Raw genomic sequence first — 24417 nt, 5'->3', positions numbered from 1 at the left:
GTTGCTCCTCACAAGGATCCAGGGACGCTTCGTCCCGGCGGAGGAGGAAGTCGGGCGCGGGCGGTCTTTAACTGGTTTCTACGGGGGACGGGGAGTCCGGGGGGTGGGGCTAGCACCCGTATGAATACGGCGCTTGGCACCAGCGCGCCGGACCCCCCGGTCCCGACAGACTTCACAGCAGATGATTCGCACCGATCGAGGGGGACACACCGTGACAACGGCTATGACCGAAACCAGGCACGGGGGCGCTGGAGGGCATGGAGCCGTCGCGGCGCGGGCGCGGCAGGTCGTCAAGGCCTACGGCTCCGGCGAGACCCGGGTCACCGCCCTCGATTCGGTGGACGTGGACATCCACGCCGGCCAGTTCACCGCGATCATGGGGCCCTCGGGCTCCGGCAAGTCCACGCTGATGCACTGCCTCGCCGGCCTGGACACGGTGACCAGCGGTCAGATCTTCCTTGACGAGACCGAGATCACCGGCCTCAAGGACAAGAAGCTCACGCAGCTGCGCCGCGACCGGATCGGCTTCATCTTCCAGGCCTTCAACCTGCTGCCGACGCTCAACGCCCTGGAGAACATCACGCTCCCCATGGACATCGCGGGCCGCAAGCCCGATGCGGAGTGGCTGAACCGGGTCGTGGAGACGGTGGGGCTGGCGGGGCGCCTCAAGCACCGGCCGACCGAGCTGTCGGGCGGTCAGCAGCAGCGCGTGGCGGTCGCCCGCGCCCTCGCCGCCCGCCCGCAGATCATCTTCGGCGACGAGCCGACCGGAAACCTGGACTCCCGGGCCGGCGCCGAGGTGCTCGGCTTCCTGCGCCGCTCGGTCAACGAGCTGGGCCAGACCATCGTGATGGTCACCCACGACCCGGTCGCCGCCTCCTACGCGGACCGCGTCATCTTCCTCGCCGACGGCCGGATCGTGGACGAGCTCCACGAGCCTACGGCTGACCAGGTCCTGGACCGCATGCTGTGCTTTTCTGGGGGACGCCCCCAGACCCCCGACTTCGACGCGCGCGGGCGGACGTCATGACCGTCATGAAGACCGCGCGGCGCAACTTCTTCGCGCACAAGGGGCGGATGGCGCTCTCCGCCGTCGCCGTCATGCTCTCCGTCGCCTTCGTCTGCGGCACCTTGGTGTTCACCGACACCATGAACACCACCTTCGACAAGCTGTTCGCGGTCACCGGTTCCGATGTCACGGTGACTCCGAAGAAGGCCGAGACCAGCGGTCAGACCGCCGACAGCGGCGTGCCCCGGACGCTGGCCGCCTCGGTCGTGGCGCAGGTGAAGAAGGCCGAAGGCGTGAAGTCCGTCGAGGGCGGCGTCTCGTCGATGGCCGTCACCGTCGTCAACTCCAAGAACGAGAATCTCGGTTCCACCACCGGTGCCCCGACCTTCGCGGGCAACTGGACCGAGAACGAACTGAAGTCGATGAAGATCATCGAAGGCCAGGCCCCGCGCGGTCCCACCGACGTGATGATCGACGCGGACACCGCGAAGAAGCACCACCTCAAGCTCGGTGACGACATCCGCACCATCGCCGTCACCGGCGACATCCGTTCCAAGATCACCGGCATAGCCGCCTTCACCGTGACCAACCCGGGTGCGACCGTCGTCTACTTCGACACCGCCACCGCGCAGCAGAAGCTGCTCGGTTCCACCGACGCCTTCTCCCTCGTCAACGTCACCGCCAAGGACGGGGTGAGCGACGAGCGGCTCAAGCAGAACATCGCTTCGGCCGTCGGGGCGGACACGTACACGCTCCAGACCGCCAAGGAAGCCGCGGACGCCGGCCGCAAGGACCTGTCCTTCCTCGACATCATGAAGTGGGTGATGCTCGGCTTCGCCGGGATCGCCTTCCTCGTCGGAATCTTCCTGATCTTCAACACCTTCTCGATGCTGGTCGCCCAGCGCACCCGGGAGATCGGCCTGATGCGCGCCATCGGAGCCGGCAGCGGCCAGGTGCTCAAGTCCGTGGTCGTCGAAGCCTTCCTGCTCGGTGCCGCCGGGTCGGTCCTCGGGGTCGGGGCGGGCATCGGCCTGGCCGTCGGCCTGATGAAGCTCATGGGCCAGTTGGGCATGAGCCTGTCCACCGACGATCTGACGATCGCCTGGACCACTCCGGTCGTCGGCATCGTCCTCGGCATGGTCGTCACGGTGGTCTCGGCCTACATACCGGCCCGCCGGGCCGGCAAGGTCTCCCCGATGGCCGCCCTGCGCGAGGTCGGCACCCCCGGGGACAAGAAGGCCGGCCGGATCCGGGCCGCGGTCGGCCTGGTCCTCACCGGCATCGGCGCCGCGGGCCTGTTCCTCGCCGCGACCGCCGACAAGGCGGGTACCGGAGCCCTGTGGCTGGCCCTGGGCGTCCTGTTCACCCTCATCGGCTTCATCGTGATCGGCCCGCTCCTCGCGGGTGTCGTGGTCAGGGCCCTGTCGGCCCCGGTGCTGCGGCCCTTCGGCTCCATAGGCCGGCTCGCCGAGCGCAACGCGCTGCGCAACCCGCGCCGTACCGGCGCCACCGCCGCCGCGCTGATGATCGGCCTCGCGCTGGTCGCCTGCCTGTCGGTGGTCGGGTCCTCGATGGTGGCCTCCGCCACCGAGGAGCTCGACAAGTCGGTCGGCGCGGACTACATCGTCCAGTCGCCGACCCGGCAGCCGGTCGTACCGCAGGCCGAGGAGGCCATCCGCAAGACCCAGGGGCTGGACCACGTCACGGCCTACCGGGAGGTGGACGTCAAGATCACGGCCCCCGACGGCACGACCGCGCAGGACGGACTCGGCGTCCAGGAGTCCACGTACGCCAAGGACATCCGGCGCAAGATGATCGCCGGCGAGCACGCGGCGGCGTACGGTCCGGGAGCGATGTCGGTCGGCTCGGAGTACGCCGACCAGCACCACGTCAAGCTGGGTGACGACCTGACGGTCGCCTTCACCGGCGGAAAGACCGCCAAGCTCAAGGTCGCGGCGATCACCAGCGACGAGGGCAACCTCGACAAGGGCATGAAGTACACCAGCCTCGCCGTCGCCGAGGCGAACCTCCCGGCCGACAAGCTGCCGATGCCGTTCATGCTGCTGGCCAGTGCGAAGGACGGTCAGCAGGACGCCGCGTACAAGGCGGTCAAGGCGGCGCTGGCGGAGTACCCCCAGTACACGGCGCAGAACCAGACCGACTACAAGCAGGCGCTGAAGGACCAGGTCGGCCAGTTGCTGAACGTGGTCTACGCACTCCTCGCCCTCGCGATCATCGTCGCGATCCTGGGCGTCGTGAACACCCTCGCCCTCTCGGTGGTCGAGCGGACCCGTGAGATCGGCCTGATGCGCGCCATCGGCCTCTCCCGCCGCCAGCTGCGCCGCATGATCCGCCTGGAGTCGGTGGTCATCGCCCTCTTCGGCGCCCTGCTGGGCCTCGGTCTGGGCATGGGCTGGGGCGCCACCGCCCACCAGCTCCTCGCGCTCCAGGGCATGAAGGTCCTGGAGATCCCGTGGCCGACGATCCTCGGAGTCTTCGCGGGCTCGGCCCTGGTCGGCCTGCTGGCCGCGCTCTTCCCGGCCTTCCGGGCGGGCCGGATGAACGTCCTGAACGCGATCGCCAGCGAGTAGCTCCAGCGGTCGTACGGGGGAACGCCCCGGCCCCGGTCCACCCTTTCGGGCGGACCGGGGCCGGTCGGCGTCCGCCGGTCAGACGGCCAGCACGGGGACGTCGTAGAGCGGGATGAACTTGTCGCGGGTGACGACCGTGAGCCCTTCGCTCTGGGCCTGGGCGACGAGCATCCGGTCGAAGGGGTCTTTGTGGTGGGGCGGCAGCTGGCCGGCCCGGATGCCGTGTTCGGCGACGATCGGCAGTGGCTGGAACTGGGTTTCCCGCGCGCGCACCGCCAGGTCCTCTGGACTGTTCAGCTTTCCAGTGGCCTGCTTCACGGAGATCTCCCATGGAGTCACGGCGCTCATGTAGACGTACCGTTCACGGGCCAGAAGCTCCCGTGTCTCCTCGGACAGGTCGCCGTTAAGCCACCACAGGACGACGTGCGTGTCGAGCAGAAGGCTCATGCGTCGGCTCCGAAGGCCTCGGCGAAGCCGTCGGGGAGCTCGTCGAAGTCCTCGGCGATCTCGACCTGGCCGCGCAAGGAGCCGTAATCGGTCCGCCGGACCTTGCCTGGAAGCGGGATCACCTTCGCGACCGGTTCGCCGGCCTTGCTGATGATCACCTCTTCGCCGGTGGCGACCGCCTCCAGGATCTTGGAGAAGTTCGTCTTCGCCTCGTGGACGTTGTACTGCCGGGCCGCTTCCATCGCGTACTCCAGGGCATGGGTGGACTAACTCCTGGGCTAAGCGTAATCAGGTTGGCTCAGTCCCCGCCAGCTCCGTCACTCGTCCGGGGGCCGGAATCCCTCGCGCGAGTGACACACCCGCGTCGTAGGGTGGGAACCCCCGGCCCGTGAGACGTGTCGGGTCCTTCGCGTTGCCGCTCCACGGCACCTCACCGGATGGAAAGCCGCTTCATGAGCCTGCACGGACTGCTCGACGCCGTCACCCGGGATCCCGCACTCGCCGAGGCGGTCACCGCGGCCGGGGACGGCAACCGCATGCACGTGGACCTCGTCGGCCCGGCCGCCGCGCGGCCCTTCGCGATCGCCGCGCTGGCCGCCCGTACCGAGCGCACCGTCCTCGCGGTCACCGCCACCGGCCGGGAGGCCGAGGACCTGGCGGCCGCGCTGCGCTCCCTGTTGCCGCCGGACGAGGTGGCGGAGTACCCGTCCTGGGAGACGCTGCCCCACGAGCGGCTCTCGCCGCGCAGCGACACCGTGGGCCGCCGGATCGCCGTACTGCGCCGGCTCGCGCACCCCAGCAAGGACGATCCGGCCGCGGGGCCCGTGTCCGTGGTCGTCGCGCCCATCCGGTCCGTGCTCCAGCCGCAGGTCAAGGGGTTGGGGGACCTGGTCCCGGTCAGCCTGCGGCAGGGCGAGAGCGTGGACCTGGGCGAGGTGACGCACGCGCTCGCCGCGGCCGCGTACGCCCGCGTCGAGCTCGTCGAGAAGCGCGGGGAGTTCGCCGTGCGCGGCGGGATCCTCGACGTGTTCCCGCCCACCGAGGAGCACCCGCTGCGCGTGGAGTTCTGGGGCGACGAGGTCGAGGAGATCCGGTACTTCAAGGTCGCCGACCAGCGGTCCCTGGAGATCGCCCAGCACGGCCTGTGGGCCCCGCCCTGCCGCGAGCTGCTCCTCACCGACCAGGTGCGGGAGCGCGCCGCGGCCCTTGCCGAGCTCCACCCCGAGCTCGGCGAACTGCTGAACAAGATCGCCGAGGGGATCGCGGTCGAGGGCATGGAGTCCCTCGCCCCGGTCCTGGTCGACGACATGGAACTGCTGATCGACGTCCTGCCCGCCGGGTCGATGGCCGTGGTCTGCGACCCCGAGCGGGTCCGTACGCGCGCCTCCGACCTGGTGGCCACGAGCCAGGAGTTCCTGATGGCCTCCTGGGCGGCCACCGCCGGCGGCGGCGAGGCCCCCATCGACGTCGGCGCGGCCTCGCTGCGCGGGATCGCCGACGTACGGGAGCACGCGCGCGAGCTCGGCATGATGTGGTGGTCGGTGTCCCCGTTCGCCGCCGACGAGGCGGATCTGAGCGGTGGCGACACGTTGAAGCTCGGCCTGCACGCCCCCGAGGCCTACCGCGGCGACACCGCCCGCGCCCTCGCCGACACCAAGGCCTGGATCGCCGACGGCTGGCACACCGTCTACCTCACCGAGGGCCACGGCCCCGCCGCCCGTACCGTCGAGGTCCTCGGCGGCGAGGGGATCGCGGCCCGGCTGGAGGCGAACCTCGACACCCTGGAGCCCTCCCTGGTCCACGTCTCGTGCGGCTCCCTCGACAACGGCTTCGTGGCCCCGGCCCTCAAGCTCGCCGTCCTCACCGAGACCGACCTGACCGGCCAGCGCACCGCCACCAAGGACCTCGGCCGGATGCCGACCCGGCGCCGCAAGACGATCGACCCCCTCACCCTGGAGGTCGGCGACTACATCGTCCACGAGCAGCACGGCGTCGGCCGGTACGTGGAGATGGTGCAGCGCACCGTGCAGGGCGCCACCCGCGAGTACCTCCTCGTGGAGTACGCCCCGGCCAAGCGCGGGCAGCCCGGCGACCGGCTCTACATCCCCACCGACCAGCTGGAGCAGGTCACCAAGTACGTCGGCGGCGAGGCCCCGACCCTGCACCGGCTCGGCGGAGCCGACTGGACCAAGACCAAGGCGCGCGCGAAGAAGGCCGTCAAGGAGATCGCCGGCGACCTGATCAAGCTCTACAGCGCCCGCATGGCCGCCCCCGGCCACACCTTCGGCCCCGACACCCCCTGGCAGCGGGAGCTGGAGGACGCCTTCCCGTACGCGGAGACGCCCGACCAGCTCACCACCATCGCCGAGGTCAAGGAGGACATGGAGAAGTCGGTCCCCATGGACCGCCTGATCTGTGGAGACGTCGGCTACGGGAAGACGGAGATCGCGGTCCGCGCCGCCTTCAAGGCCGTCCAGGACGGCAAGCAGGTCGCCGTCCTCGTACCGACCACACTGCTGGTGCAGCAGCACTTCGGGACCTTCTCGGAGCGGTACGCGCAGTTCCCCGTCAAGGTGAAGGCGCTGTCGCGCTTCCAGAGCGAGAGCGAGTCCAAGGCGACCCTGGAAGGCCTGCGCGAGGGCTCCGTGGACATCGTCATCGGCACGCACCGGCTGTTCTCGCAGGAGACCAAGTTCAAGGACCTGGGCCTGGTCATCGTCGACGAGGAGCAGCGGTTCGGCGTCGAGCACAAGGAGCAGCTGAAGAAGCTGCGTGCCAACGTCGACGTCCTGACCATGTCGGCGACCCCGATCCCGCGCACCCTGGAGATGGCGGTCACCGGCATCCGCGAGATGTCCACGATCACCACCCCGCCCGAGGAGCGCCACCCGGTCCTGACCTTCGTCGGCCCCTACGAGGAGAAGCAGATCGGCGCCGCGATCCGCCGCGAGCTGCTCCGCGAGGGCCAGTGCTTCTACATCCACAACCGGGTGGAGTCCATCGACCGGGCGGCCGCCAAACTGCGCGAGATCGTGCCCGAGGCGCGGATCGCGACCGCGCACGGGCAGATGTCCGAACAGGCCCTGGAACAGGTCGTGGTGGACTTCTGGGAGAAGAAGTTCGACGTCCTCGTCTCGACCACGATCGTCGAGTCCGGCATCGACATCTCCAACGCCAACACCCTCATCGTCGAGCGCGGCGACAACTTCGGCCTCTCGCAGCTCCACCAGCTGCGCGGGCGGGTCGGGCGCGGCCGCGAGCGCGGATACGCGTACTTCCTCTACCCGCCGGAGAAGCCGCTGACCGAGACCGCCCACGAGCGCCTCGCGACGATCGCCCAGCACACCGAGATGGGTGCCGGCATGTACGTGGCGATGAAGGACCTGGAGATCCGCGGCGCGGGCAATCTGCTCGGCGGCGAGCAGTCCGGTCATATCGCGGGCGTCGGCTTCGACCTGTACATCCGCATGGTCGGCGAGGCGGTGGCCGACTACCGGGCGGCGATCGAGGGCGGGCCGGAGGAGGAGCCGCCGCTGGAGGTCAAGATCGAGCTGCCGGTCGACGCGCACGTCCCGCACGACTACGCCCCGGGCGAGCGGCTGCGCCTGCAGGCCTACCGCTCCATCGCCGCCGCCAACTCCGAAGAGGACGTCAAGGCGGTGCGCGAGGAGCTCACCGACCGCTACGGCAAGCTGCCGGAGCCGGTGGAGAACCTGCTGCTGGTGGCCGGACTGCGGATGCTCGCCCGCGCCTGCGGGGTCGGCGACATCACCCTCCAGGGCCCCAACATCCGCTTCGGGCCGGTGGAGTTGCGCGAATCGCAGGAGCTGCGCCTGAAGCGGCTCTACCCGGGCTCGGTGCTCAAGCCGGCCGCCTCGCAGGTGCTGATCCCGCGGCCGAAGACGGCCCGGGTGGGCGGGAAGCCGTTGGTCGGGCGGGAACTGCTGGGCTGGACCGGGGAGTTCCTCGCCACCATCCTCGGCTCGTAGCCCCGGCTCGTAGCCCTGGCTCGTAGAGCTTCGGCCTGACGTGGCGGCGGCCGCGGCGGGGGACCTTTCCGGTCCCCGGCCGCGGCCGTTCGCGTTTCCGCCGGGCCTACTTGTTCGGATCGTCGTCGATGCCGAGCTTCTCTTCCATCTGCTGCTGGGCCTTGTCGATCTGGTCGGTGTACTTGTTGCCGGTCTTCTCGTTGACCTCTTGTTCGAGGTTGTCCGAGATGTCCTTGGCCTTCGCCTTGCCCTGATCCTTGAACCTGTCGAAAATCCCCATGCGGAGGGCTCCTTCCGTGATCCCTTTTGCGACGCTACGCGCCTTTCGCGGCGTTCGCTCGCCGAGGGGTCGGGGAAGGGTGGACCGGCTACTCCTTCTTCCAGTCCTGGCAGTCCACGGTCTTGAAGTAGCCGTCGCCGGCGGCGATCGTCACGATGGCCTGACCGGTGGGGTTCTCGTTCGCGATGATCGAGTCGGTGTTGCCCGAGGCGTCCTTGGTGCGCTCCCAGTAGCAGCCGGTGCCGCCCTCGGCGGTGCCGGCGGACTTGTAGGTGCCCGGGGCGATGTCCACGCCGACCTTGAGCATCCCGGCCTTGCCCGCGGCCTCCGCCTTCGGGGTTCCGGCGGCCTTGGGGTCCACGGCCGTCCAGTCCTTGCAGTCCTGGGACTTGAAGATCTTGTCGGAGGCCTCGATGGTGACGTACGTGGATCCGACCGCGTTCTCGTTGTCGAGGATCGAGTCGGTCTCGCCCGAGGCGTCCTTGGCCCGCTCCCAGTAGCAGTTGTCGCCGTTGCCGGTGGAGCGGTAGGTGCCGGGCTGGATGTCGGAGCCGACCTTGTAGGTGCCGCTGCCGCGGACGGCCGTCTTCTTGGCCTGGCCCGCGTCGGCGCTGTTCGACGCCGCGGGCTTCGATGCGGCGGTGTCGCCGGGCTTGGCGGCGTCACCGGCGGTGTCGGTGCCGCTGCACGCGGTCAGCGTCACGAGCGCGAGGACCGCGCCGCAGCCCGTCAGTGCCGCGTTCCTGGCGATCCAACTCGTGCGCGAGGTGTGGGACATGGGGTGGCTCCTGCCTTCGTCGGGTCGGGTCTGCTGTGCTCTGCTGAAGCTCTGCTGTGCGGTGTGATCATCACAGCAGAGCCTGTGAACCGAGTCAACGAGTTTCTGAGAGATTGTTAAATTCACACTGTGAAGAGAGCTCTCGCGTGTGCGGCGCCGGTAGGCTCGCGCCCATGCCGGAACAGACCCCCACCTCCCCGGAAGCCACCTCCCCGGAAATCACCGCAGCCGAGATCGCCCGCCTCGCCAGGGTCGGCCGCGCCGCCGTGAGCAACTGGCGCCGCCGCCATGCCGACTTCCCCAAACCCGTCGGCGGCACCGAGACCAGCCCCTCCTTCGCCCTCACCGAAGTGACGGACTGGCTCCGGGCCCAGGGCAAGCTCGCCGAGGTCCCGCTGCGCGAGCGCGTCTGGCAGTACGTCGCCGCCCACCCCGGCGGATCCGTCGCCGCGCTCGTCAGGGCGGGGGGCGCGCTGCTCCTCGTACGGGAGCGGCCCCGGGAGTGGCTGGAGCTGACGGCGGTCTCCGACGAGCGGATGGCCGCCCTGCTGCCGGCCGCCCTCGACCAGGTGCTCGGCCTGCGGCTCGGCTCCGCCCACCCGCTCGGTCCGGACGGTCCGGCCGGCCCCGCGCACCCGCTCGGCGCCACCGGTCCGCTGGGGCCCGAAGCGATGCCCTTCCTGCGGGCCGCCGGGGAGCTGGCCGCCGAACTCGGAGCGCGCGGTGCCTTCGAGTTCCTGCTCGGCCGTCACCTCGAAGCCAACCCGCGCCAGTACACGCTCACCCCGGACGGGCTCGCCGGCCTGATGGCCGCCCTCGCCGGGCCCTCCTCCGGTGCAAGCACCGGCTCCACCGGAGCGGCTGGCGCCGCGCCCTTTACGGTCCTCGACCCGGCCTGCGGCACCGGCACCCTGCTGCGGGCCGTCCCCGGGGCCACCGCCCGCTACGCGCAGGACAGTTCGCCCGAACTCGCCGCCCTGGCCGCGCTGCGCCTCGCCCTGCACGGCGACGCCCTGGTCCGGGCGGCCGCCGCCGACAGCCTGCGCGCCGACGCCTTCGCGCGCCCCGCCGCTGAGCCGGTCGACGCCGTGCTCTGCCACCCCCCGTTCAACGAACGCAACTGGGGACACGAGGAACTCGCCTACGACCCGCGCTGGGAGTACGGCTTCCCGGCCCGCGCCGAATCCGAACTCGCCTGGATCCAGCACGCCCTGGCCCACCTGCGCGAGGACGGCACCGCCGTCCTGCTCATGCCGCCCGCCGTCGCCGCCCGCCGCTCCGGCCGCCGCGTCCGCGCCGACCTGCTGCGCCGGGGCGCGCTGCGGGCCGTCGTCGCGCTCCCGGCGGGCGCCGCGCCGCCGTACGGGATCCCGCTCCACCTGTGGGTGCTGCGGCGGCCCTCCCCGCACGGGGCGCCGCCCCCGGGGCTGCTGCTCGTGGACACCGCCGGGCTCGCCGCCGAGGGGCAGGGCCGGGTCGACTGGCCCGCCGTTCACGGGGTCGTGGAGAAGACCTGGACGGCGTACGACCGGGCCGGCGCGGCCCCGGACGTCCCCGGCGTCAGCCGCGTCGTCCCCGTGATCGACCTCCTCGACGACGACGTAGACCTGACCCCGGCCCGCCACCTGCCGCCGGCCGCGGCCGGCGGAGGCGTGGCCGAGCTGGCCGCCGTACGGGAGCGGCTCGACGCGACGCTCGGCCGCGCGGCCCGGCTCACCCCGCCGCCCCCGCCCCCCGCCGTGCCCGCCCGGCCGGGCGAGCCCACGGCCCGGCTGCCGCTCACCACCATCGGCGAACTCGCCCGCGCCGGAGCCCTGCTGCTGCATGCGGGCACCGGCAGCGGGTCCGGAGCGGCCCCCGTGCTCACCGAGCACGACGTGGCCACGGGGGCCGGACCCTCCGGGATCCTGGCGGCGGCCGCGGGCGAGCCGCTGCTCACCGCCCCCGGCGACGTGGTCGTCCCGCTCACCGGCGGGGCGGGCGCCGCCCGGGTGGTCGACGCGGCCACCGCGGGCGCGGCGCTCGGCCGGGGCCTGCACCTGCTGCGGCCCGACCCGGCCGCGCTCGACCCCTGGTTCCTGGCCGGATTCCTGCGCGGCACCGCCAACAACCGCCGCGCCAGCAGCCACGCCTCCACCACGACACGACTCGACGTGCGCAGGCTCCAGCTGCCCCGGCTGCCCCTGGCCGAACAGGAGGTCTACGGGGCGCGGTTCCGGGCGCTCGCCGAGTTCGAGGACGCGTTGCGGCTGGCGGCGAGGCTGGGGGAGCAGCTCGTACAGGGGCTGTACGACGGGCTGTCGGACGGCACGGTGAGGCCGGAGTGAGGTCCGAGTGAGGCCTGGGTGAGGCCCTGGAGAGGCCCGGGTAAGGGTCCGGCAGCGACCGTGCAACGGTTGGGTGCATCAGCTCACTTCCGGCTGGAAACGCTGTATACGCTCAGACCCGGAACATTCGTCGGAACATTCGTCCGTACGGCCCGTCAGGAGTATCGATGTACGGCCCCGGCATCCCGCCGCAGCACGGTCAGCAGCCCGGCACCGGAGGCGCGGTGGGGCTGCGCGTGCTGTTCGCGCTGCTGCCCGTCCTGAGCTGCGGGTTCCTCGCGTGGGCCACGATGCTGCGGCTCGCGCTGGTCACCCGCAAGCTCCGGGACTGGTGGCTGCTGGGCGCCTCCGTGGCGGCCGAGTTCCTCTGGGTGCTGCTGAGCGGGCTCGACCAGACTCCCGACAACAACGGCTGGCAGGCCAACGTCGGCGCCGGCGGCACCATCGCCACCGGGGTCGCCGTCGCGGTGTACTTCCTGGTGGCCGACATCCGTCACCACACGGCGGTCCGGACGGCGCCGCCCGCGCCCTGGTACCCGGCGCCGCCCGCTCCGTACGTGCCGCGGCAACAGCCTCCGGCGTACGGGTATCCGCCCGCGCCCCGGCAGGCCCCGGCGCCCGTCGCGCAGCCGGCCCCCGAGCCCGCCCCGGCTCCGGCGCCCGCCCCGCCGCGCATCGGGCAGGTCCGCGCCGAACTCGACGAGCTCAGCGAACTGCTCCGCAGGCAGCCTCCGCAGCCGGGCGGCCCGCAGCCGGGCGGCCCGCAGCCGGGTGCCCCGCGCCACGAGGATCCCCGCGGCGACGACCGGGGCCCGCGCCCGTGACGGACCGCCTCATCGGAGACCGCTACCAGCTCGCCACCGTCCTGGGCCAGGGCGGCATGGGCCAGGTCTGGACGGCGTACGACCGCCGCCTAGACCGCCGCGTCGCGGTCAAACTGCTGCGTCCCGACAAGGTGGCCGGCCCCGGTTCCGTCGCCGACGAGCTGCGCCGCCGCTTCGTGCGCGAATGCCGGGTCACGGCGCAGGTGGACCACCCCGGGCTGGTCACCGTGCACGACGCGGGCAGCGACGGCGACGAGCTGTACCTGGTCATGGGTTACGTGGAGGGCTCCGACCTCGCGGACCACCTGGCCGAGCACGATCCGTACCCGTGGCCGTGGGCGGTCTCGGTGATCGCACAGCTGTGCTCGGTGCTGTCGGCCGTGCACGCGGTGCCGATCGTGCACCGGGACCTGAAGCCGCGCAACGTCATGATCCGCCCCGACGGGACCGTACTCGTCCTGGACCTGGGCGTCGCCTCGGTGATGGACACCGACACCACCCGCCTCACCAGCACCGGTTCCCCGATCGGCAGCCCCGCGTACATGGCCCCCGAGCAGGCCATGGGCGGAGCCGTCGGCCCGCACACCGACCTCTACGCGCTCGGCGTGGTGCTCTACGAGCTCCTGTCCGGCAACGTGCCCTTCGCCGGATCCACCGCCCTCGGGGTGCTCCACCGCCACCTGTACGAACCCCCGCTCCCGGTGCGCCGACTGCGCCCCGAGGTCCCGGAGCAGCTCGAAGCGGTCCTGCTGCGCCTCCTCGCGAAGGACCCGCAGGACCGGCCCGCCTCCGCGCAGGAGGTGTACGCGGCCCTCGCGCCGCTGCTGCCCCACCACGGCTCGGGCGCCCCCGGCGGCCCGCTCGACCCGACCCGCCCCTTCCTGCGCCCGCAGGCCCCCTGGCCCGACCGCGCCACGGTCATACCGCCGCGGCCCTCCGCCCCGCCCGCCCCCGTCCGGCCCGATGTCCCGGCGGCCGTGGAGGAGGCGAAGAACCTCCTCGACCAGGGGCAGCTCACCCAGGCCGTGGACATCCTCGGCGGCATCCTCCCGGCGGCGGCCGAGCAGCACGGCGAACACTCGACGGTGGTCCGCTCCTTGCGCAAGCAGTACGCGGCCACGCTGATGGACGACGGCCAGTACCGCCGCGCCCTGCCCGAACTGCGCCGCCTGGCGGAGGAGTTCCCGGCCGGCGACCCGAGCTCCCTGCGCTTCCGCTACGACGCGGCCCAGTGCCTGGAACAGCTCGGCGAACCGGCGGCCGCCCTCGCGGAATACCGCTCGCTGCTCCCGCTCTTCGAGAACCACTACGCGAACCCGGACCCGGGCCTGCCCCTGGAGGTCCGCCGCCGGATAGCCCACCTGCTGCTCTCCCTCGGCGACCGCCCGGCCGCCCACGACACCCTGGTCCGCCTCCTCTTCGACGCGGACCGCCTCCACGGCCCGTCCCACCCCTTCCCCACGGAGATCCGCCGCACCCTCCAGTGGCTGGGTCAGGTCCGCTGAAGCCTCGCCCGGCGCCGGGAGAGCAGGAACAGGGCCGTCAGGGTCAGCAGGGACGCCGACGCCGCCAGGGTGCCCGGGATCAGGCCCGGGGGGCGGAACGAGCAGGTCAGGGTGGTGGTTCCGGGGGCCAGGGGGGCCGCGACCAGGCCCAGGTACGAGGTGGCCGGGCGGCCGTCGCAGGTCCAGCCGGGGATGGCCGGGGCGGCGAGGACCGCCGTGCCCGTGGTGCCCGGCGGGAGGGTGGCGCCGATGCCCGAGGAGCCGACCCGGACGGACGAGGCCCCCGAGGCGCGCAGGGCGGCGACCGCCGCGGTCAGGCGGGTGCGGTCCAGGCAGGACAGCTGCCAGTGGGCCGGGGGCGCCTGGTCGAAGACCAGCTCCGAAGCCAGGCCGTGCGAGACGCCCATCGGCTGGAGGGCGGCCCGGTTGCGCGGCGGCCTCGCGTTCAGCCGGAAGGACGGGCCGTCCGCGAGGCGGGCCTTGGCGTTGTACTCCGGGGCCCACAGGAAGGCCTCCGTGCCCGCGCGGCAGACGCCGGGGGAGAGCGGGTCCTCGTAGACCCGGGCGCCGAGCAGGAGTTCCTGGTTGGCGAAGGGCGAGGCCCCGTAGGAGGGGGGTGGGCCCGGCGGGCGGACCGTGACCAGCGGCGGGACCTCCTCGCGGACGATCGTGCCGTCGGGCCGCAGCCGGGCGCCGACGGCGAAGACGGCGTCCGTCACCGGATTGTCGATGCTCTGCACGTTGCGGCCGCGCGAGGTCCAGCCGGCCCCGAGGGCCACCATGGTCCGGGTGAACAGGTCCGGGGTGTGGCTGCTGTAGTACGCCCCGCCCTCGCCGCCCAGCAGCATCGGGTCGTTGCCCGTCAGCGCGGGCCGTCCCGCGTCGGTGCGGTACGCGGGCCAGCCCTCGGCCCCCGCCAGGGCGTCGGCGCGGGCGGTGTGGGCCTGGCCCCAGACCGGGTAGTCGTCCAGGCCCGCCAGCTTGCCCTTCTCGCCGTACGCCGTGGTCGCGGCCGCCTGGGCGAGGAGGATCAGCACCAGCACGCCCGCGGCCGCCGCCGCGAGGCGGGGCCTGCGCAGCGCCCACCAGGCGGCCGCCGCCAGGGCCAGCCCGCCGCCGAAGAGGGCGAGTCCCCAGGCCGTGGCCAGCGCGCTGCCGCTCGCCGCGAGGGCCACGGCGGCCAGTACGGCCGCGCCGCCCGCCAGGGCCCGCGGGCCCGGCACCCCCGCCGAGAGCCCGGCCCAGGCGGCGATCACCACGATCCCGGCCAGCACGAAGGTCTGCCGGTACGCGCTGCCGTTCGGCGTCGCGAAGAGGTGCCAGGCCAGGTGGGTCGGCTTCCACTGGAAGGACAGCAGCACCACGAGCACCAGACCCGCCCACCACAGCCGGGTCCGCCCCGCCACCGCCCGGTGGAACGGCAGGGCCGCCACCAGCAGCAGGGTCCCCGTGCCGATGAACAGGGCGGGGGAGGAGAAGGAGTAGGTGGCGGGCAGCAGCCGGGCCAGCAGGTCCTCGGTCGACACGGGCTGGAACGGCCTGAACCATCCCGGGTAGGCCTGCTTCGAGCTGAGGAAGAGGGGGAGGAGGACCGGCAGGGACAGGGCGACGCCCAGCACGGTGGCCAGCGCCGCCCGCGCGAGGACCCGTAGACGGGCCGCGGCACCCTCCCGTACGAGCACCACCCGTACCAGCAGCACCAGGACGGCGCCCAGCGTCGCCATGTACGCGGTGTAGAAGTTCGCCGTCCAGCAGACCGCGACCACGAACGCCGCCGCCGTCGGGCGGCGCGAGCGCAGCGCCCATTCACCCGTCAGACACAGGAGCGGGAAGGCGATCAGCCCGTCCAGCCACATCGGGTTGTACGAGGCCTCGATCACCGACCAGCCGCACAGCGCGTACGAGGCCCCGAGCAGCCCCGCCGCCCACCACGGGCCGCGCCGATGGGTGCGCAGCAGCCAGGCCATGGCCGCCGCCGCGGCCATCGTCTTGAGCACGACGACCACGTACACGGCGAGGTCGATGTCCCGGCGCGGGAAGAGCGCCACCAGCGGGGCGAAGGGACTGGTCAGGTAGGTGCCGAAATCGGGCAGGAAGCTGGTTCCGTACCCGGACTGCCAGTTCAGCAGCAGTCCGCCCTCGGCGCGCCCGTGCAGCAGGTCCCACAGATGGGCGTGGAAGGGCACGAACTGATTGCCGAGGTCGTTGATGCTGCGGTGGCGCGGCCCGTACGGGAAGACGCGCGCGACGGCGTCTCCGGCGCATACGGCCACGGCCGAGATCAGGGCGGCGAGCGCCGAGCCGAGCAGACTCGCGCGGCGCGGGGAGCGGTGCGATGAGCGGTGCGGTGTCGACATGGTGGACCGACCCTGACAGCGCCGGAGGGCCGAAGGATGACCGCCGGGTGAACGCGAACCCCAACACCCCCGGAATCGTTGGTCGAACCGGTGGCTCAGACCACCTGGACTGCATAACATCGATCACCGCACGGCCCTTGTGCACCGACGCACAATCTCCCGGCCCTGGAGGCTCCTTTGCACCGTCGCACAGCGCTCTCCGTCTCCGCCGCCCTGCTCCTGGCGGCCCCACTGCTGTCCGCGTGCTCGGGCCAGGCCCGCCCCGGCACCGCGGCCGTGATCGGCGGCGAACGGATCACCACCTCCGCGGTCCAGGCCCAGGTCAACGACGTCCGCGCCGCGCAGAACCGTTCCGAACACTCCTCCGAGCTCATCGCGGCCGTCCCGCAGCTGGACCGGGTCAAGCTCAGCGCGATGCTCCAGAGCCGGATCCTCGACCAGATGGCCGAGGACGCCGGGATCGGCGTCACCCCCAAGGAGCTGGAGGAGGAGCGCAAGGCGTTCGAGAACGACAAGGGCGCCGCGGCCTTCGAGGCGACGGTCCTCCAGAAGTTCGCCATCGCCCCGGACCAGATCGACCGCTGGGCCACGGACCAGGTGCTCTTCACCAAGCTGAACGCGAAGTACGGGCAGGGCAACCTCGCCGAGCCCGCCGCGAAGGCCGCGGGCAAGCTGGGCATCCAGGTCAACCCGCGCTACGGGGTCTGGGACGCGCAGAAGGTCTCGATCGGCGACGCCGTGACCCCGTGGATCACCCAGGTCACCCGGCCCGAGCAGCCCCCGGCCGGGGCCTAGGCCGCACGCGCGGGGAGGTAGGTTCGGAGGGTGACTGACGACGTACCCTCCGAGCCCACCGGCCGTATCGTGCTGCTGACCACCAGCCACCGGGTCGCCCCCGGCGTGCTGTCCTGGCCGGCCTGGCAGACCCTGCGCGCCGCGGACCGGGTGCTGTGCGCCGATCCCGATCACGTACAGCTGCCGTACCTGCGCGAGGCGGGCGTCGAGGTCGAGCACGAGGCCCCGGACGCGCAGGCGCTGATCGAGGACTGCGCCGGCGGGCGCACGGTCGTCGTGGTCCTGAGCGGCGAGGGCGACCGGCGGCTCACCGACGGGCTGGCCCGCTTCGCCGGGTCGGGCCGGGTGGCCGTGCCGGACCTGGAGCTGCTGCCGGGCTCGTACGATCTGCCGGGCGCGCGGCTGCTCGACCTCGTCCAGGTCATGGACCGGGTCCGCCGCGAATGCCCCTGGACCTCGCAGCAGACGCACGAGGGGCTGGTGAAGTACGCCATCGAGGAGGCGTACGAGCTGGTCGAGGCCATCGAGGACGGGGACCGCGAAGAGCTGCGCGAGGAGCTCGGCGACGTCCTGCTCCAGGTCGTCTTCCACGCGCGCATCGCCGAAGAGGGCGGTCCGGGCGAGGAGGACGAGCCGTTCTCCATCGACGACGTGGCCGGGGCCCTCGTGGAGAAGCTGATCCACCGCCACCCGCACGTCTTCGCGGACGCCGAGGCGAAAACGGCGGAGGACGTCCACGCGCACTGGCAGCGCACCAAGCAGGTGGAGAAGCAGCGGGAGTCGGTGACCGACGGGATCCCGCTCGGGCAGCCCGGTCTCGCGCTCGCGGCCAAGCTCGCCGGCCGGGTCCGGGCGGGGGGTGTGGACGTGGAACTCCCGCGCGGCGAGGGCATCGGGTACGAGCTGCTGGAACTGGCGGCGCGCGCCGAGGCGGCGGGCACCGACCCCGAGACCGCGCTGCGCGCGGCGGCCCGGGTCTACCGGGACGCGATCCGGGCCGCCGAGGGAGTCGGCGGGTAGCCCCCGGGCTTCCCGGCTCGGGCTGGTGAACTCAGTGAGCCCGGGGTGCGCGCCCCGAGGGGTTGTGCCAGTGCGGGTCGGGCCGGTTCAGGAACCACTCCCCGAAGCCCATCGGCCGGCTTCCGCGGCCGTCCTGGCCCTGGCCGCCGATGGGTACGGAATCGTAGAAGATCCGGCCGGTGGGGGCGCCGAGCTCCTCCAGGAGGTACGCCGTCTCGTCGATGAACTGCGGCGGACCGCTGAGGTAGACGTCCTGGTCGGGCCAGAGCCCGCGGTTGCTCAGCGCGGTCGCCAGCCGGTCGGTGGCCTGGTTGCGGTGCTGCCCGGGGGCGGGGGTGATGTAGGTGACGCTCAGCCAGTCGCGGGCGGCCGCGTGCTCGTCGATGAGCGGGCGGTCGTAGAGGTGCGCGGCGTCCCGGGCGACGACGAAGAGCCGCGCGTCCTGATCGGGAGGATGCTCCGCCAGCTCCTCCAGCATGGCGCGGACCGGAGCCCAGCCGGTGCCGGCGGCTATGAAGCTGACCGGGCGGTCCTCGCGGCGGAAGGTCAGCTGCCCGCCGGCCGCACCCAGCCTCAGCATGTCGCCGGGGTGCGCCTCGCGGACCAGGGCGGTGCTGAGCCGGCCGCCCTCGATCCGGCTGACGTGCAGGTCGATCGTCCCGTCGGGGCGGGGCGCGTTGCCGATGGAGTACGTGCGCCAGGTGGTCGGGACCCGGTCGCTGCTCACGCTCACGTACTGGCCCGGCAGATAGGGGAGCGGGGCGTGCGGGCGCAGCGTCAGGACGGCTATGTCCTGTCCGTACTGCAGGTGGCGCACGATCTCGGCGTCCCACCAGGGCGGGTCCTGGCTGGCGGCGGCGCCGGCCATCATCGCGTCGGCGATGACCTGGTAGGCCTCGCCCCAGGCCTTTTCCACTGGCGGGGTCCAGGCCTCGCCGGAGGCCTCGGCGAGCGCGGCGAGCAGGCTGGCGCCCACGGCGGCGTAGTGCTCGGGGCCCGCCAGGAACTTGCGGTGGTCGCGGCCGAGGTCGCGTAGATAGGGGAGGAGCGTCTCGTTCTCCAGGTGCGCGATCACATGGGTGAGCGCGGCGAACAGCCGGTCCCGCTGACGCTCCATGTCCTCGAAGGAGGCCGGGAAGAGTTCACGGACTCCGGGGTTGTGCCAGAACAGGTGGGTGTAGAAGAACTTGACCGCGTGCTCGGCCCGTCTCTCCACCACCGCAAAGCTGCTTTTCAAGATCCTCACATCCACAAAACCGAAAGTAGGAATGCCGGAGAACGTGAGGTCAAGCCAGGGCTTATCTACGGACAGCCGCGGCGAATCCCCCATATGGGGTGATGGGTGGCGGGCGGGATACGGTCTCGGGGTGCATGAGCAGACTCCCGAAGCCCCAGAAGAGCCCACCGCCGCCCACTCCGTGGACGGGTCCGGCCCGACCCTGTTCGACTGGGAGTTCGCGACCGACCCGTACCCGGCCTACGCCTGGCTGCGCGAGCACGCGCCCGTGCACCGCACCAAGCTCCCCAGCGGGGTCGAGGCCTGGCTGGTCACCCGGTACGCCGACGCCCGCCAGGCCCTCGCCGACCAGCGGCTCAGCAAGAACCCGGCCCACCACGCGGGATCGGCTCACGCCAAGGGCAAGACGGGGATCCCGGGGGAGCGCAAGGCGGAGCTGATGACGCACCTGCTCAACATCGACCCGCCGGACCACACCCGGCTGCGGCGACTGGTGTCGAAGGCGTTCACCCCGCGCAGGGTCGCCGAGTTCACTGGGCGCGTCGAGGAGCTGACGGATCAGCTCCTCGACGGCTTCGCAGACCGGGGGGAGGCCGACCTCATCCACGAGTTCGCCTTCCCGCTCCCCATCTACGCCATCTGCGAGATGCTCGGCGTACCGCGAGAGGACCAGGACGACTTCCGCGACTGGGCCGGGATGATGATCCGGCATGCAGGCGGCCCGCGCGGCGGGGTGGCCCGCTCCGTCAAGCAGATCCGCGGCTACCTCGTCGAGCTGATCCACCGCAAGCGCGACGACCTGGGCGACGACCTGATCTCCGATCTGATCCGGGCCAGTGACCACGGCGAACACCTCACCGAGAACGAGGCCGCCGCGATGTGTTTTGTGCTACTTTTTGCCGGTTTTGAAACGACGATCAACCTCATCGGCAACGGGGCCTACGCCCTGCTGCGGAACCCGGACCAGCGCGAGCGTCTCCAGACCTCTCTCGCAGCCGGAGAGACAGACTTGCTGGAGACGGGCATCGAAGAGCTGCTCCGCTACGACGGCCCTGTGGAGATGGCCACTTGGCGGTACGCGACTCAACCGCTGACTCTGGGCGGCCAGGACATCCCAGTCGGCGACCCCGTCCTCGTCGTCCTCGCCGCCGCCGACCGCGACCCCGAGCGGTTCGCGGACCCGGACACCCTTGACCTCTCTCGGACCGACAACCAGCACCTCGGATACGGGCACGGCATCCACTACTGCCTGGGCGCCCCGCTCGCCCGGCTGGAGGGCCAAACCGCCCTTGCCGCACTGCTGACCCGCTTGCCCGACCTGGAACTCGCCGTAGAACCCTCAGAGCTGCGCTGGCGGGGTGGTCTCATCATGCGGGGCTTGCGCACTCTGCCAGTCCGCTTCACCCCGAGCCCCGGCCCCCGGGTATGACGAAGGCCCCTGCGGGAGGGAGCCTGAGTTTGACGCGGTAGGTCCGCATCCGCCTCACCGGCTGGGCGACTCCGCCGTGCCGTCTGACCGTAGGTGTGATGGACCGAAGTGCCTCACAGGCGCCTTCCGAGGCGCCTACGCTGGAAACGCCAAGACCCCGGAGCGTCCCGCTAAGAAGGCTCCAGGGTCTGACTTGCCAGTCGGGAAGGACTGACCGTGCGTGATTCAACCCTGCCTAGGAACAGCAAGGCAAGTGGAAGCCGGGGCAACAAGACCGAGAACGGCGTCCTTCAGGTCGTCATCTACCTCCGGGTGTCGACGAAGGCGCAGAGCGCGAAGTCCGGCCTCAAGCAGCAGGAGCAGGACTGCCGGGCGTGGCTCGACTGCCACTTGCGAGACACCCCCTACGAGATCGTCGGCGTCTTCGTCGACGACGGTGTCTCCGGGAAGCGCGACCAGCGCGATGACAAGGCACTCATCGAACAGCTCGTCCGGGATGGCAAGGTCGACCTGGCCATCGCGCAGAAGCTTGACCGGTACGGCCGCACCGTCCGGATCATCAACGACTGGATCTGGGAGATGGTCGACAAGGGGACGCGCGTAGTCACCTCGGACGACCGGATCGACTCGGCTGATGCCTCCAAGTTCAAGGTCGACATGCCGGTCCTGGCGTACCTCGCCGAGTTGGAACACGAGATGATCTTCTCCCGGACCTGGAACGGTCGCGAGCGGAAGCTCCAGGCGGGCGGCTGGGCAGGTGGACCCCCGCCGTACGGATTCGAGCTGCTGAACAAGGGGCAGAGCAGATCGATCATCGCTCTGTGCGAGGGCGAAGTTCACATCCTGGTGACGGCGGCGCATTGCCTCATCGATCTTGAGCTGAACTACTCCGAGACCTGCGATTACCTCAACAAGAACAAGATGTTCACCAGGAGCGGGCGCCCCTGGACGGTCGGGAACCTCGCCAAGCGTCTCGGCGGCGAACCCATCCTCGAGCTCTATGTCACCTACCGGAAGGAAGGCGGCAAGACAGCGGTCGATGAGGACGGAAACCGCAAGTACGGAGTAGCCGTCAAGATTCCCATGCCGGAGATCTTCGACGTGGAACGTCGAGCGCAACTCCGTGCCGCCATCGAAAAGCTCGGCTTCGAGTCTCGTCGCGAGAACTCCCTGTACCCCCTCTCCACCCGGATCAAGGGGAACTGCGGGGAGGTCTACATCGGCGGAGGCGTCCGCCGCGACGAGACGCGCGTTTACCGCTGTAAGGGCACCGCCCACAGGTGCGACGACGTCTACCTGGACGCAGGCGAGGTCGAGGACGCGGTCTGGGGACAGCTCGCGAGGCTCCTCGACGACCGCACCCTGGTCAAGGGGCTCGCCAAGGAAGGGACGGCGCCGCTCCCTGCAAGCAAGGAGCGCTACGAGGAACGTGTGGTCGAGCTGCGCGCGCAGGTGACCGAGAAGAAGCTGGAAGTCTCGGAGCTGATGCGCCGCAGCGTGAAGTTCAGGTGGGACGACGAGGCTACGGAAGAGGCTCTGTCGGGTCCGAACATGGAACTGGAATCTCTTCGTAAGACGCTCCGCGAGGCCGAGGGCTGGCTCGAGGGCTACGAGCAGACCCAGGCGATGGAGAGGGGGCAGCCCCCTCTCGGGGCGCAGCCGCGTCTGGACACTCCCGACTTGGAAGAGAAGGCGGAGCTGTTCCGGCTGTTCGATGTCCAGGTGAAGGTGGAGAACCACCGCTTCAAGAAGAAGGCCGGTGCGCGCTGCCCGGTGACGGAGTGGCACGTGGCCACGAAGCAGGATGTGCCGGCCGATGTGGTGGAGGAGGAGTGGGCCGGGGTGCGGAGCATCCTGGAGACGATCTACTCACCGGCTTCGTTCACCAAGACCAAGATCGACCTGCGGTTGGCCCTGAACGGCATGCTGCATCGCCTGCGTACGGGGATCACCTGGAATGAGATGCCCATGGAGTTCGGGACGGCACAGCGCATCCGTGAGCGGCAGCTCTCCTGGTGGCACCAGGAGGCATGGCCGCTGCTGGTGGAGTGGCTGAACGAGCAGCGTGCCGGGACGCCGGTGTACGTCCACCCGCCGATCCCGCCCCTGAGGGTGATGGCGCGCGCGGCGAAGTCCCGTTCCACCCCCCAAAACACCTGAAACCCGCCTGACCGGAAGTCAGTGGACGTCTGAACTTGTGACAGGCGTTCGAAGGCCGCTAGGTTCTGCCGTTACCCCGCCGTTATGCGAAAGGTGCAGCCTCATGCGTTCCGGGAACGGCCGCCACAGACGCCCCCGACAGGTGCCCGCACTTGTCGTCACCGCCGGAGTCACCGGCTCCGCCCTCGCCCTGCCGCTGCTCGCGGCCACCGGCGCGAGCGCGGCCGAGACCTCCACCTGGGACAAGGTCGCCGAGTGCGAGAGCGGCGGTACTTGGAGCGCGAACTTCGGCAGCGGCGCTTACGGCGGGCTGCAGTTCACCCAGGAGCAGTGGAAGAACGCCGGCGGGCTCGACTTCGCCGAGCGCCCCGACCTCGCCAGCCGGTCCCAGCAGATCGCGGTGGGCGAGCGGGTGCTGGCCTCCCAGGGGCCCCAGGCGTGGCCCCTGTGCGGGGCGCCGGCCGGACTCTCGCAGCAGGGGCCCGCCGCCGAGGTGGATCCGGGCCTGCCCGGGGGCGGCAGCGCGGCCTCGCACTCCGTCTCCCGTCCGGACGGCTCCGTTCCGTACCTCGGGACGCCCGCGCCCTCCACGGACTTCGGGGCGCCGACCGCGCCGGCCCCCAAGGCCCCGGCTCCCTCCCCTTCGGGCACGCCGGCCTTCCTGCTGCCCGACTACCCGCTGCCCGTCATGCCGATGCCGGACCTCCCGGCGACGCCTCCGGGGCTCCCGGGCGACCCGACGGCTCCCGCGCACCCGGCGGACCCCGCCGTCCCGACGGCGCCGTCCACGGACCCGGCCGCGCCCGTGACGCCCACGGATCCGACGCACCCCGCGCACCCGGCGCATCCGGCCGACCCCGCGCACCCGGCGGACCCCACGGCGCCGGCCGTTCCCGCAAACCCGGCGGCGCCCGTCACGCCCGTCACGCCCGCCGACCCGGCCGTCCCGGCGACCCCGGGGGCCACCACCGACCCGGCCGCCCCGGCGGGGGGTGCCGGTAAGCACCGCGGCCCGGCCGCGGTTGAGGCGCCCGTCACATCTGATGCCGCGTCGGAGCCCTCGTACACCGTGAAGGCGGGCGACAGCCTGGCCGCCATCGCGGACGCCAAGGGTGTGAAGGGCGGCTGGAACGCGCTCTACAAGGCCAACGAGCAGGTCATCGGCAAGGACGCCGATCTGATCACGCCTGGTCAGAACCTGGATCTAACCCACCAATAGGGACACTTGGGGCGCCCGGGAACCACCTGATTGTCCGTTTTCCGTAAGTGAGACATGTGTCTCTTCCGGTCAACTGGCGTGTCAGGTCCCGAGGGTTCCGCAAACCCCGCCCTCACCTGCGCAAACACCCCCGCGGAGAGCGCAAGTAGGCACCGTTTCCCCCCGATGTCGCTCGTTGAACATCGGGGGGAGACCTGTCTACCTTCTGAATCGCTCGCCACCGCGGGCTCCTTCGACCGCATCGCCGAATCCTGCCGGCGGACGGAGGGAACACTCGTCGCGCAAGCGCCGAAGGCAGGAGCGGGGGAACCAAGGTAGGCGCCGGAACCGGCCGTTGAGAGACGGTCACGGAACCGGCTAGGGGTTAAGACAGGCGCTAGGTCGCCTGGCCGGGCACTCACTCGCCCGAACCCGACAGCTCACCTCGAAGGCGTCGGTGAGGAGAACTCC

General features: G+C 71.4%; 17 protein-coding genes and 1 riboswitch. Of the genes, 11 read left to right on the top strand and 6 right to left on the bottom strand.

Translation table 11 applies throughout. The annotated features are described in order from the left end of the window. The first annotated feature begins 223 nt into the window (after positions 1-223). Complete coding sequence (locus tag ACFXDJ_RS27625) at positions 224-1030, top strand: ABC transporter ATP-binding protein (RefSeq protein ID WP_384658494.1); 807 nt, start codon at positions 224-226, stop codon at positions 1028-1030. Continuing rightward, positions 1027-3600, top strand: coding sequence for an ABC transporter permease (locus ACFXDJ_RS27620; protein ID WP_384658497.1), 2574 nt, complete (start codon positions 1027-1029; stop codon positions 3598-3600). Before ACFXDJ_RS27625 ends, ACFXDJ_RS27620 begins: the two co-directional genes overlap by 4 nt. A gap of 78 nt (positions 3601-3678) precedes the next feature. Here ACFXDJ_RS27620 and ACFXDJ_RS27615 read toward each other — a convergent pair whose 3' ends face one another. Both ACFXDJ_RS27615 and ACFXDJ_RS27610 read right to left on the bottom strand, forming a co-directional pair. Beyond that, positions 3679-4047, bottom strand: a complete 369-nt coding sequence (locus ACFXDJ_RS27615) for a type II toxin-antitoxin system VapC family toxin (RefSeq protein ID WP_384658499.1) — start codon at positions 4045-4047, stop codon at positions 3679-3681. Further along, the gene (locus ACFXDJ_RS27610) at positions 4044-4289 is read right to left on the bottom strand and encodes a type II toxin-antitoxin system Phd/YefM family antitoxin (RefSeq protein WP_384658502.1); all 246 of its coding nucleotides are present in this window, start codon (positions 4287-4289) and stop codon (positions 4044-4046) included. Before ACFXDJ_RS27610 ends, ACFXDJ_RS27615 begins: the two co-directional genes overlap by 4 nt. Before the next feature lie 210 nt (positions 4290-4499). Between ACFXDJ_RS27610 and mfd the strand changes: the two genes are divergently transcribed. Next, positions 4500-8036: a transcription-repair coupling factor gene (mfd, locus tag ACFXDJ_RS27605; protein WP_384658504.1), complete on the top strand. Its 3537-nt coding sequence runs from the start codon at positions 4500-4502 to the stop codon at positions 8034-8036. 106 nt (positions 8037-8142) lie between these two features. Here the strand turns inward: mfd and ACFXDJ_RS27600 are convergent, their stop codons facing one another. Further along, a complete protein-coding gene (locus ACFXDJ_RS27600; protein ID WP_384850662.1) occupies positions 8143-8316 on the bottom strand; it encodes an Rv0909 family putative TA system antitoxin in 174 nt (57 codons plus the stop codon). An 88-nt stretch (positions 8317-8404) separates the two neighbouring features. Continuing rightward, positions 8405-9094: a hypothetical protein gene (locus ACFXDJ_RS27595; RefSeq protein ID WP_384650940.1), complete on the bottom strand. Its 690-nt coding sequence runs from the start codon at positions 9092-9094 to the stop codon at positions 8405-8407. Between the two features lie 173 nt (positions 9095-9267). Between ACFXDJ_RS27595 and ACFXDJ_RS27590 the strand changes: the two genes are divergently transcribed. From ACFXDJ_RS27590 to ACFXDJ_RS27580, 3 genes are all read left to right on the top strand, one after another. After that, entirely contained in the window at positions 9268-11421 is a 2154-nt protein-coding gene (locus ACFXDJ_RS27590) for an N-6 DNA methylase (RefSeq protein WP_384650938.1), read from the top strand. A 167-nt stretch (positions 11422-11588) separates the two neighbouring features. Further along, positions 11589-12245, top strand: a complete 657-nt coding sequence (locus ACFXDJ_RS27585) for a hypothetical protein (protein ID WP_384650936.1) — start codon at positions 11589-11591, stop codon at positions 12243-12245. Continuing rightward, the gene (locus ACFXDJ_RS27580) at positions 12242-13750 is read left to right on the top strand and encodes a protein kinase (RefSeq protein WP_384650934.1); all 1509 of its coding nucleotides are present in this window, start codon (positions 12242-12244) and stop codon (positions 13748-13750) included. The genes ACFXDJ_RS27585 and ACFXDJ_RS27580 overlap by 4 nt, the downstream gene beginning before the upstream one ends. On the opposite strand, the gene ACFXDJ_RS27575 is transcribed toward ACFXDJ_RS27580, so the two are convergent. Beyond that, the gene (locus tag ACFXDJ_RS27575; RefSeq protein ID WP_384650932.1) at positions 13738-16107 is read right to left on the bottom strand and encodes a YfhO family protein; all 2370 of its coding nucleotides are present in this window, start codon (positions 16105-16107) and stop codon (positions 13738-13740) included. The genes ACFXDJ_RS27580 and ACFXDJ_RS27575 overlap by 13 nt on opposite strands. A gap of 177 nt (positions 16108-16284) precedes the next feature. Here ACFXDJ_RS27575 and ACFXDJ_RS27570 point away from each other — a divergent pair, with 177 nt between their 5' ends. After that, positions 16285-16902, top strand: coding sequence for a SurA N-terminal domain-containing protein (locus ACFXDJ_RS27570; RefSeq protein ID WP_384650930.1), 618 nt, complete (start codon positions 16285-16287; stop codon positions 16900-16902). A 30-nt stretch (positions 16903-16932) separates the two neighbouring features. Beyond that, positions 16933-17922, top strand: coding sequence for a nucleoside triphosphate pyrophosphohydrolase (locus ACFXDJ_RS27565; RefSeq protein WP_384650928.1), 990 nt, complete (start codon positions 16933-16935; stop codon positions 17920-17922). A gap of 31 nt (positions 17923-17953) precedes the next feature. Here the strand turns inward: ACFXDJ_RS27565 and ACFXDJ_RS27560 are convergent, their stop codons facing one another. After that, positions 17954-19141, bottom strand: a complete 1188-nt coding sequence (locus tag ACFXDJ_RS27560; protein WP_384650926.1) for a globin domain-containing protein — start codon at positions 19139-19141, stop codon at positions 17954-17956. A gap of 199 nt (positions 19142-19340) precedes the next feature. Between ACFXDJ_RS27560 and ACFXDJ_RS27555 the strand changes: the two genes are divergently transcribed. From ACFXDJ_RS27555 to ACFXDJ_RS27545, 3 genes are all read left to right on the top strand, one after another. Then, positions 19341-20588, top strand: a complete 1248-nt coding sequence (locus ACFXDJ_RS27555; protein WP_384650947.1) for a cytochrome P450 — start codon at positions 19341-19343, stop codon at positions 20586-20588. Positions 20589-20804: 216 nt separating this feature from the next. Then, positions 20805-22748 (top strand): recombinase family protein, encoded by a 1944-nt coding sequence (locus ACFXDJ_RS27550; RefSeq protein WP_384650924.1) that lies wholly within the window; start codon positions 20805-20807, stop codon positions 22746-22748. 103 nt (positions 22749-22851) lie between these two features. Further along, positions 22852-23967, top strand: a complete 1116-nt coding sequence (locus ACFXDJ_RS27545; protein ID WP_384650922.1) for a transglycosylase family protein — start codon at positions 22852-22854, stop codon at positions 23965-23967. A 276-nt stretch (positions 23968-24243) separates the two neighbouring features. Continuing rightward, positions 24244-24415, top strand: a riboswitch (cyclic di-AMP (ydaO/yuaA leader). Positions 24416-24417: the final 2 nt, after the last annotated feature.

Origin of the sequence: Streptomyces sp. NPDC059443 (assembly GCF_042750105.1) — a bacterium.
Lineage (GTDB): Bacteria > Actinomycetota > Actinomycetes > Streptomycetales > Streptomycetaceae > Streptomyces.
Note: the sequence above shows the minus strand (reverse complement) of the source record. Positions and strands in the feature narration are given on the sequence as shown.

Bases quoted from the DNA above. Each gene is read 5' to 3' on its own strand.
- ACFXDJ_RS27625 (WP_384658494.1), top strand. From the start codon at position 224: ATGACCGAAACCAGGCACGGGGGCGCTGGAGGGCATGGAGCCGTCGCG.
- ACFXDJ_RS27545 (WP_384650922.1), top strand. From the start codon at position 22,852: ATGCGTTCCGGGAACGGCCGCCACAGACGCCCCCGACAGGTGCCCGCA.
- ACFXDJ_RS27575 (WP_384650932.1), bottom strand. From the start codon at position 16,107: ATGTCGACACCGCACCGCTCATCGCACCGCTCCCCGCGCCGCGCGAGT.
- ACFXDJ_RS27600 (WP_384850662.1), bottom strand. From the start codon at position 8,316: ATGGGGATTTTCGACAGGTTCAAGGATCAGGGCAAGGCGAAGGCCAAG.
- ACFXDJ_RS27595 (WP_384650940.1), bottom strand. From the start codon at position 9,094: ATGTCCCACACCTCGCGCACGAGTTGGATCGCCAGGAACGCGGCACTG.
- ACFXDJ_RS27610 (WP_384658502.1), bottom strand. From the start codon at position 4,289: ATGGAAGCGGCCCGGCAGTACAACGTCCACGAGGCGAAGACGAACTTC.
- ACFXDJ_RS27590 (WP_384650938.1), top strand. From the start codon at position 9,268: ATGCCGGAACAGACCCCCACCTCCCCGGAAGCCACCTCCCCGGAAATC.
- ACFXDJ_RS27620 (WP_384658497.1), top strand. From the start codon at position 1,027: ATGACCGTCATGAAGACCGCGCGGCGCAACTTCTTCGCGCACAAGGGG.
- ACFXDJ_RS27585 (WP_384650936.1), top strand. From the start codon at position 11,589: ATGTACGGCCCCGGCATCCCGCCGCAGCACGGTCAGCAGCCCGGCACC.
- mfd (WP_384658504.1), top strand. From the start codon at position 4,500: ATGAGCCTGCACGGACTGCTCGACGCCGTCACCCGGGATCCCGCACTC.
- ACFXDJ_RS27615 (WP_384658499.1), bottom strand. From the start codon at position 4,047: ATGAGCCTTCTGCTCGACACGCACGTCGTCCTGTGGTGGCTTAACGGC.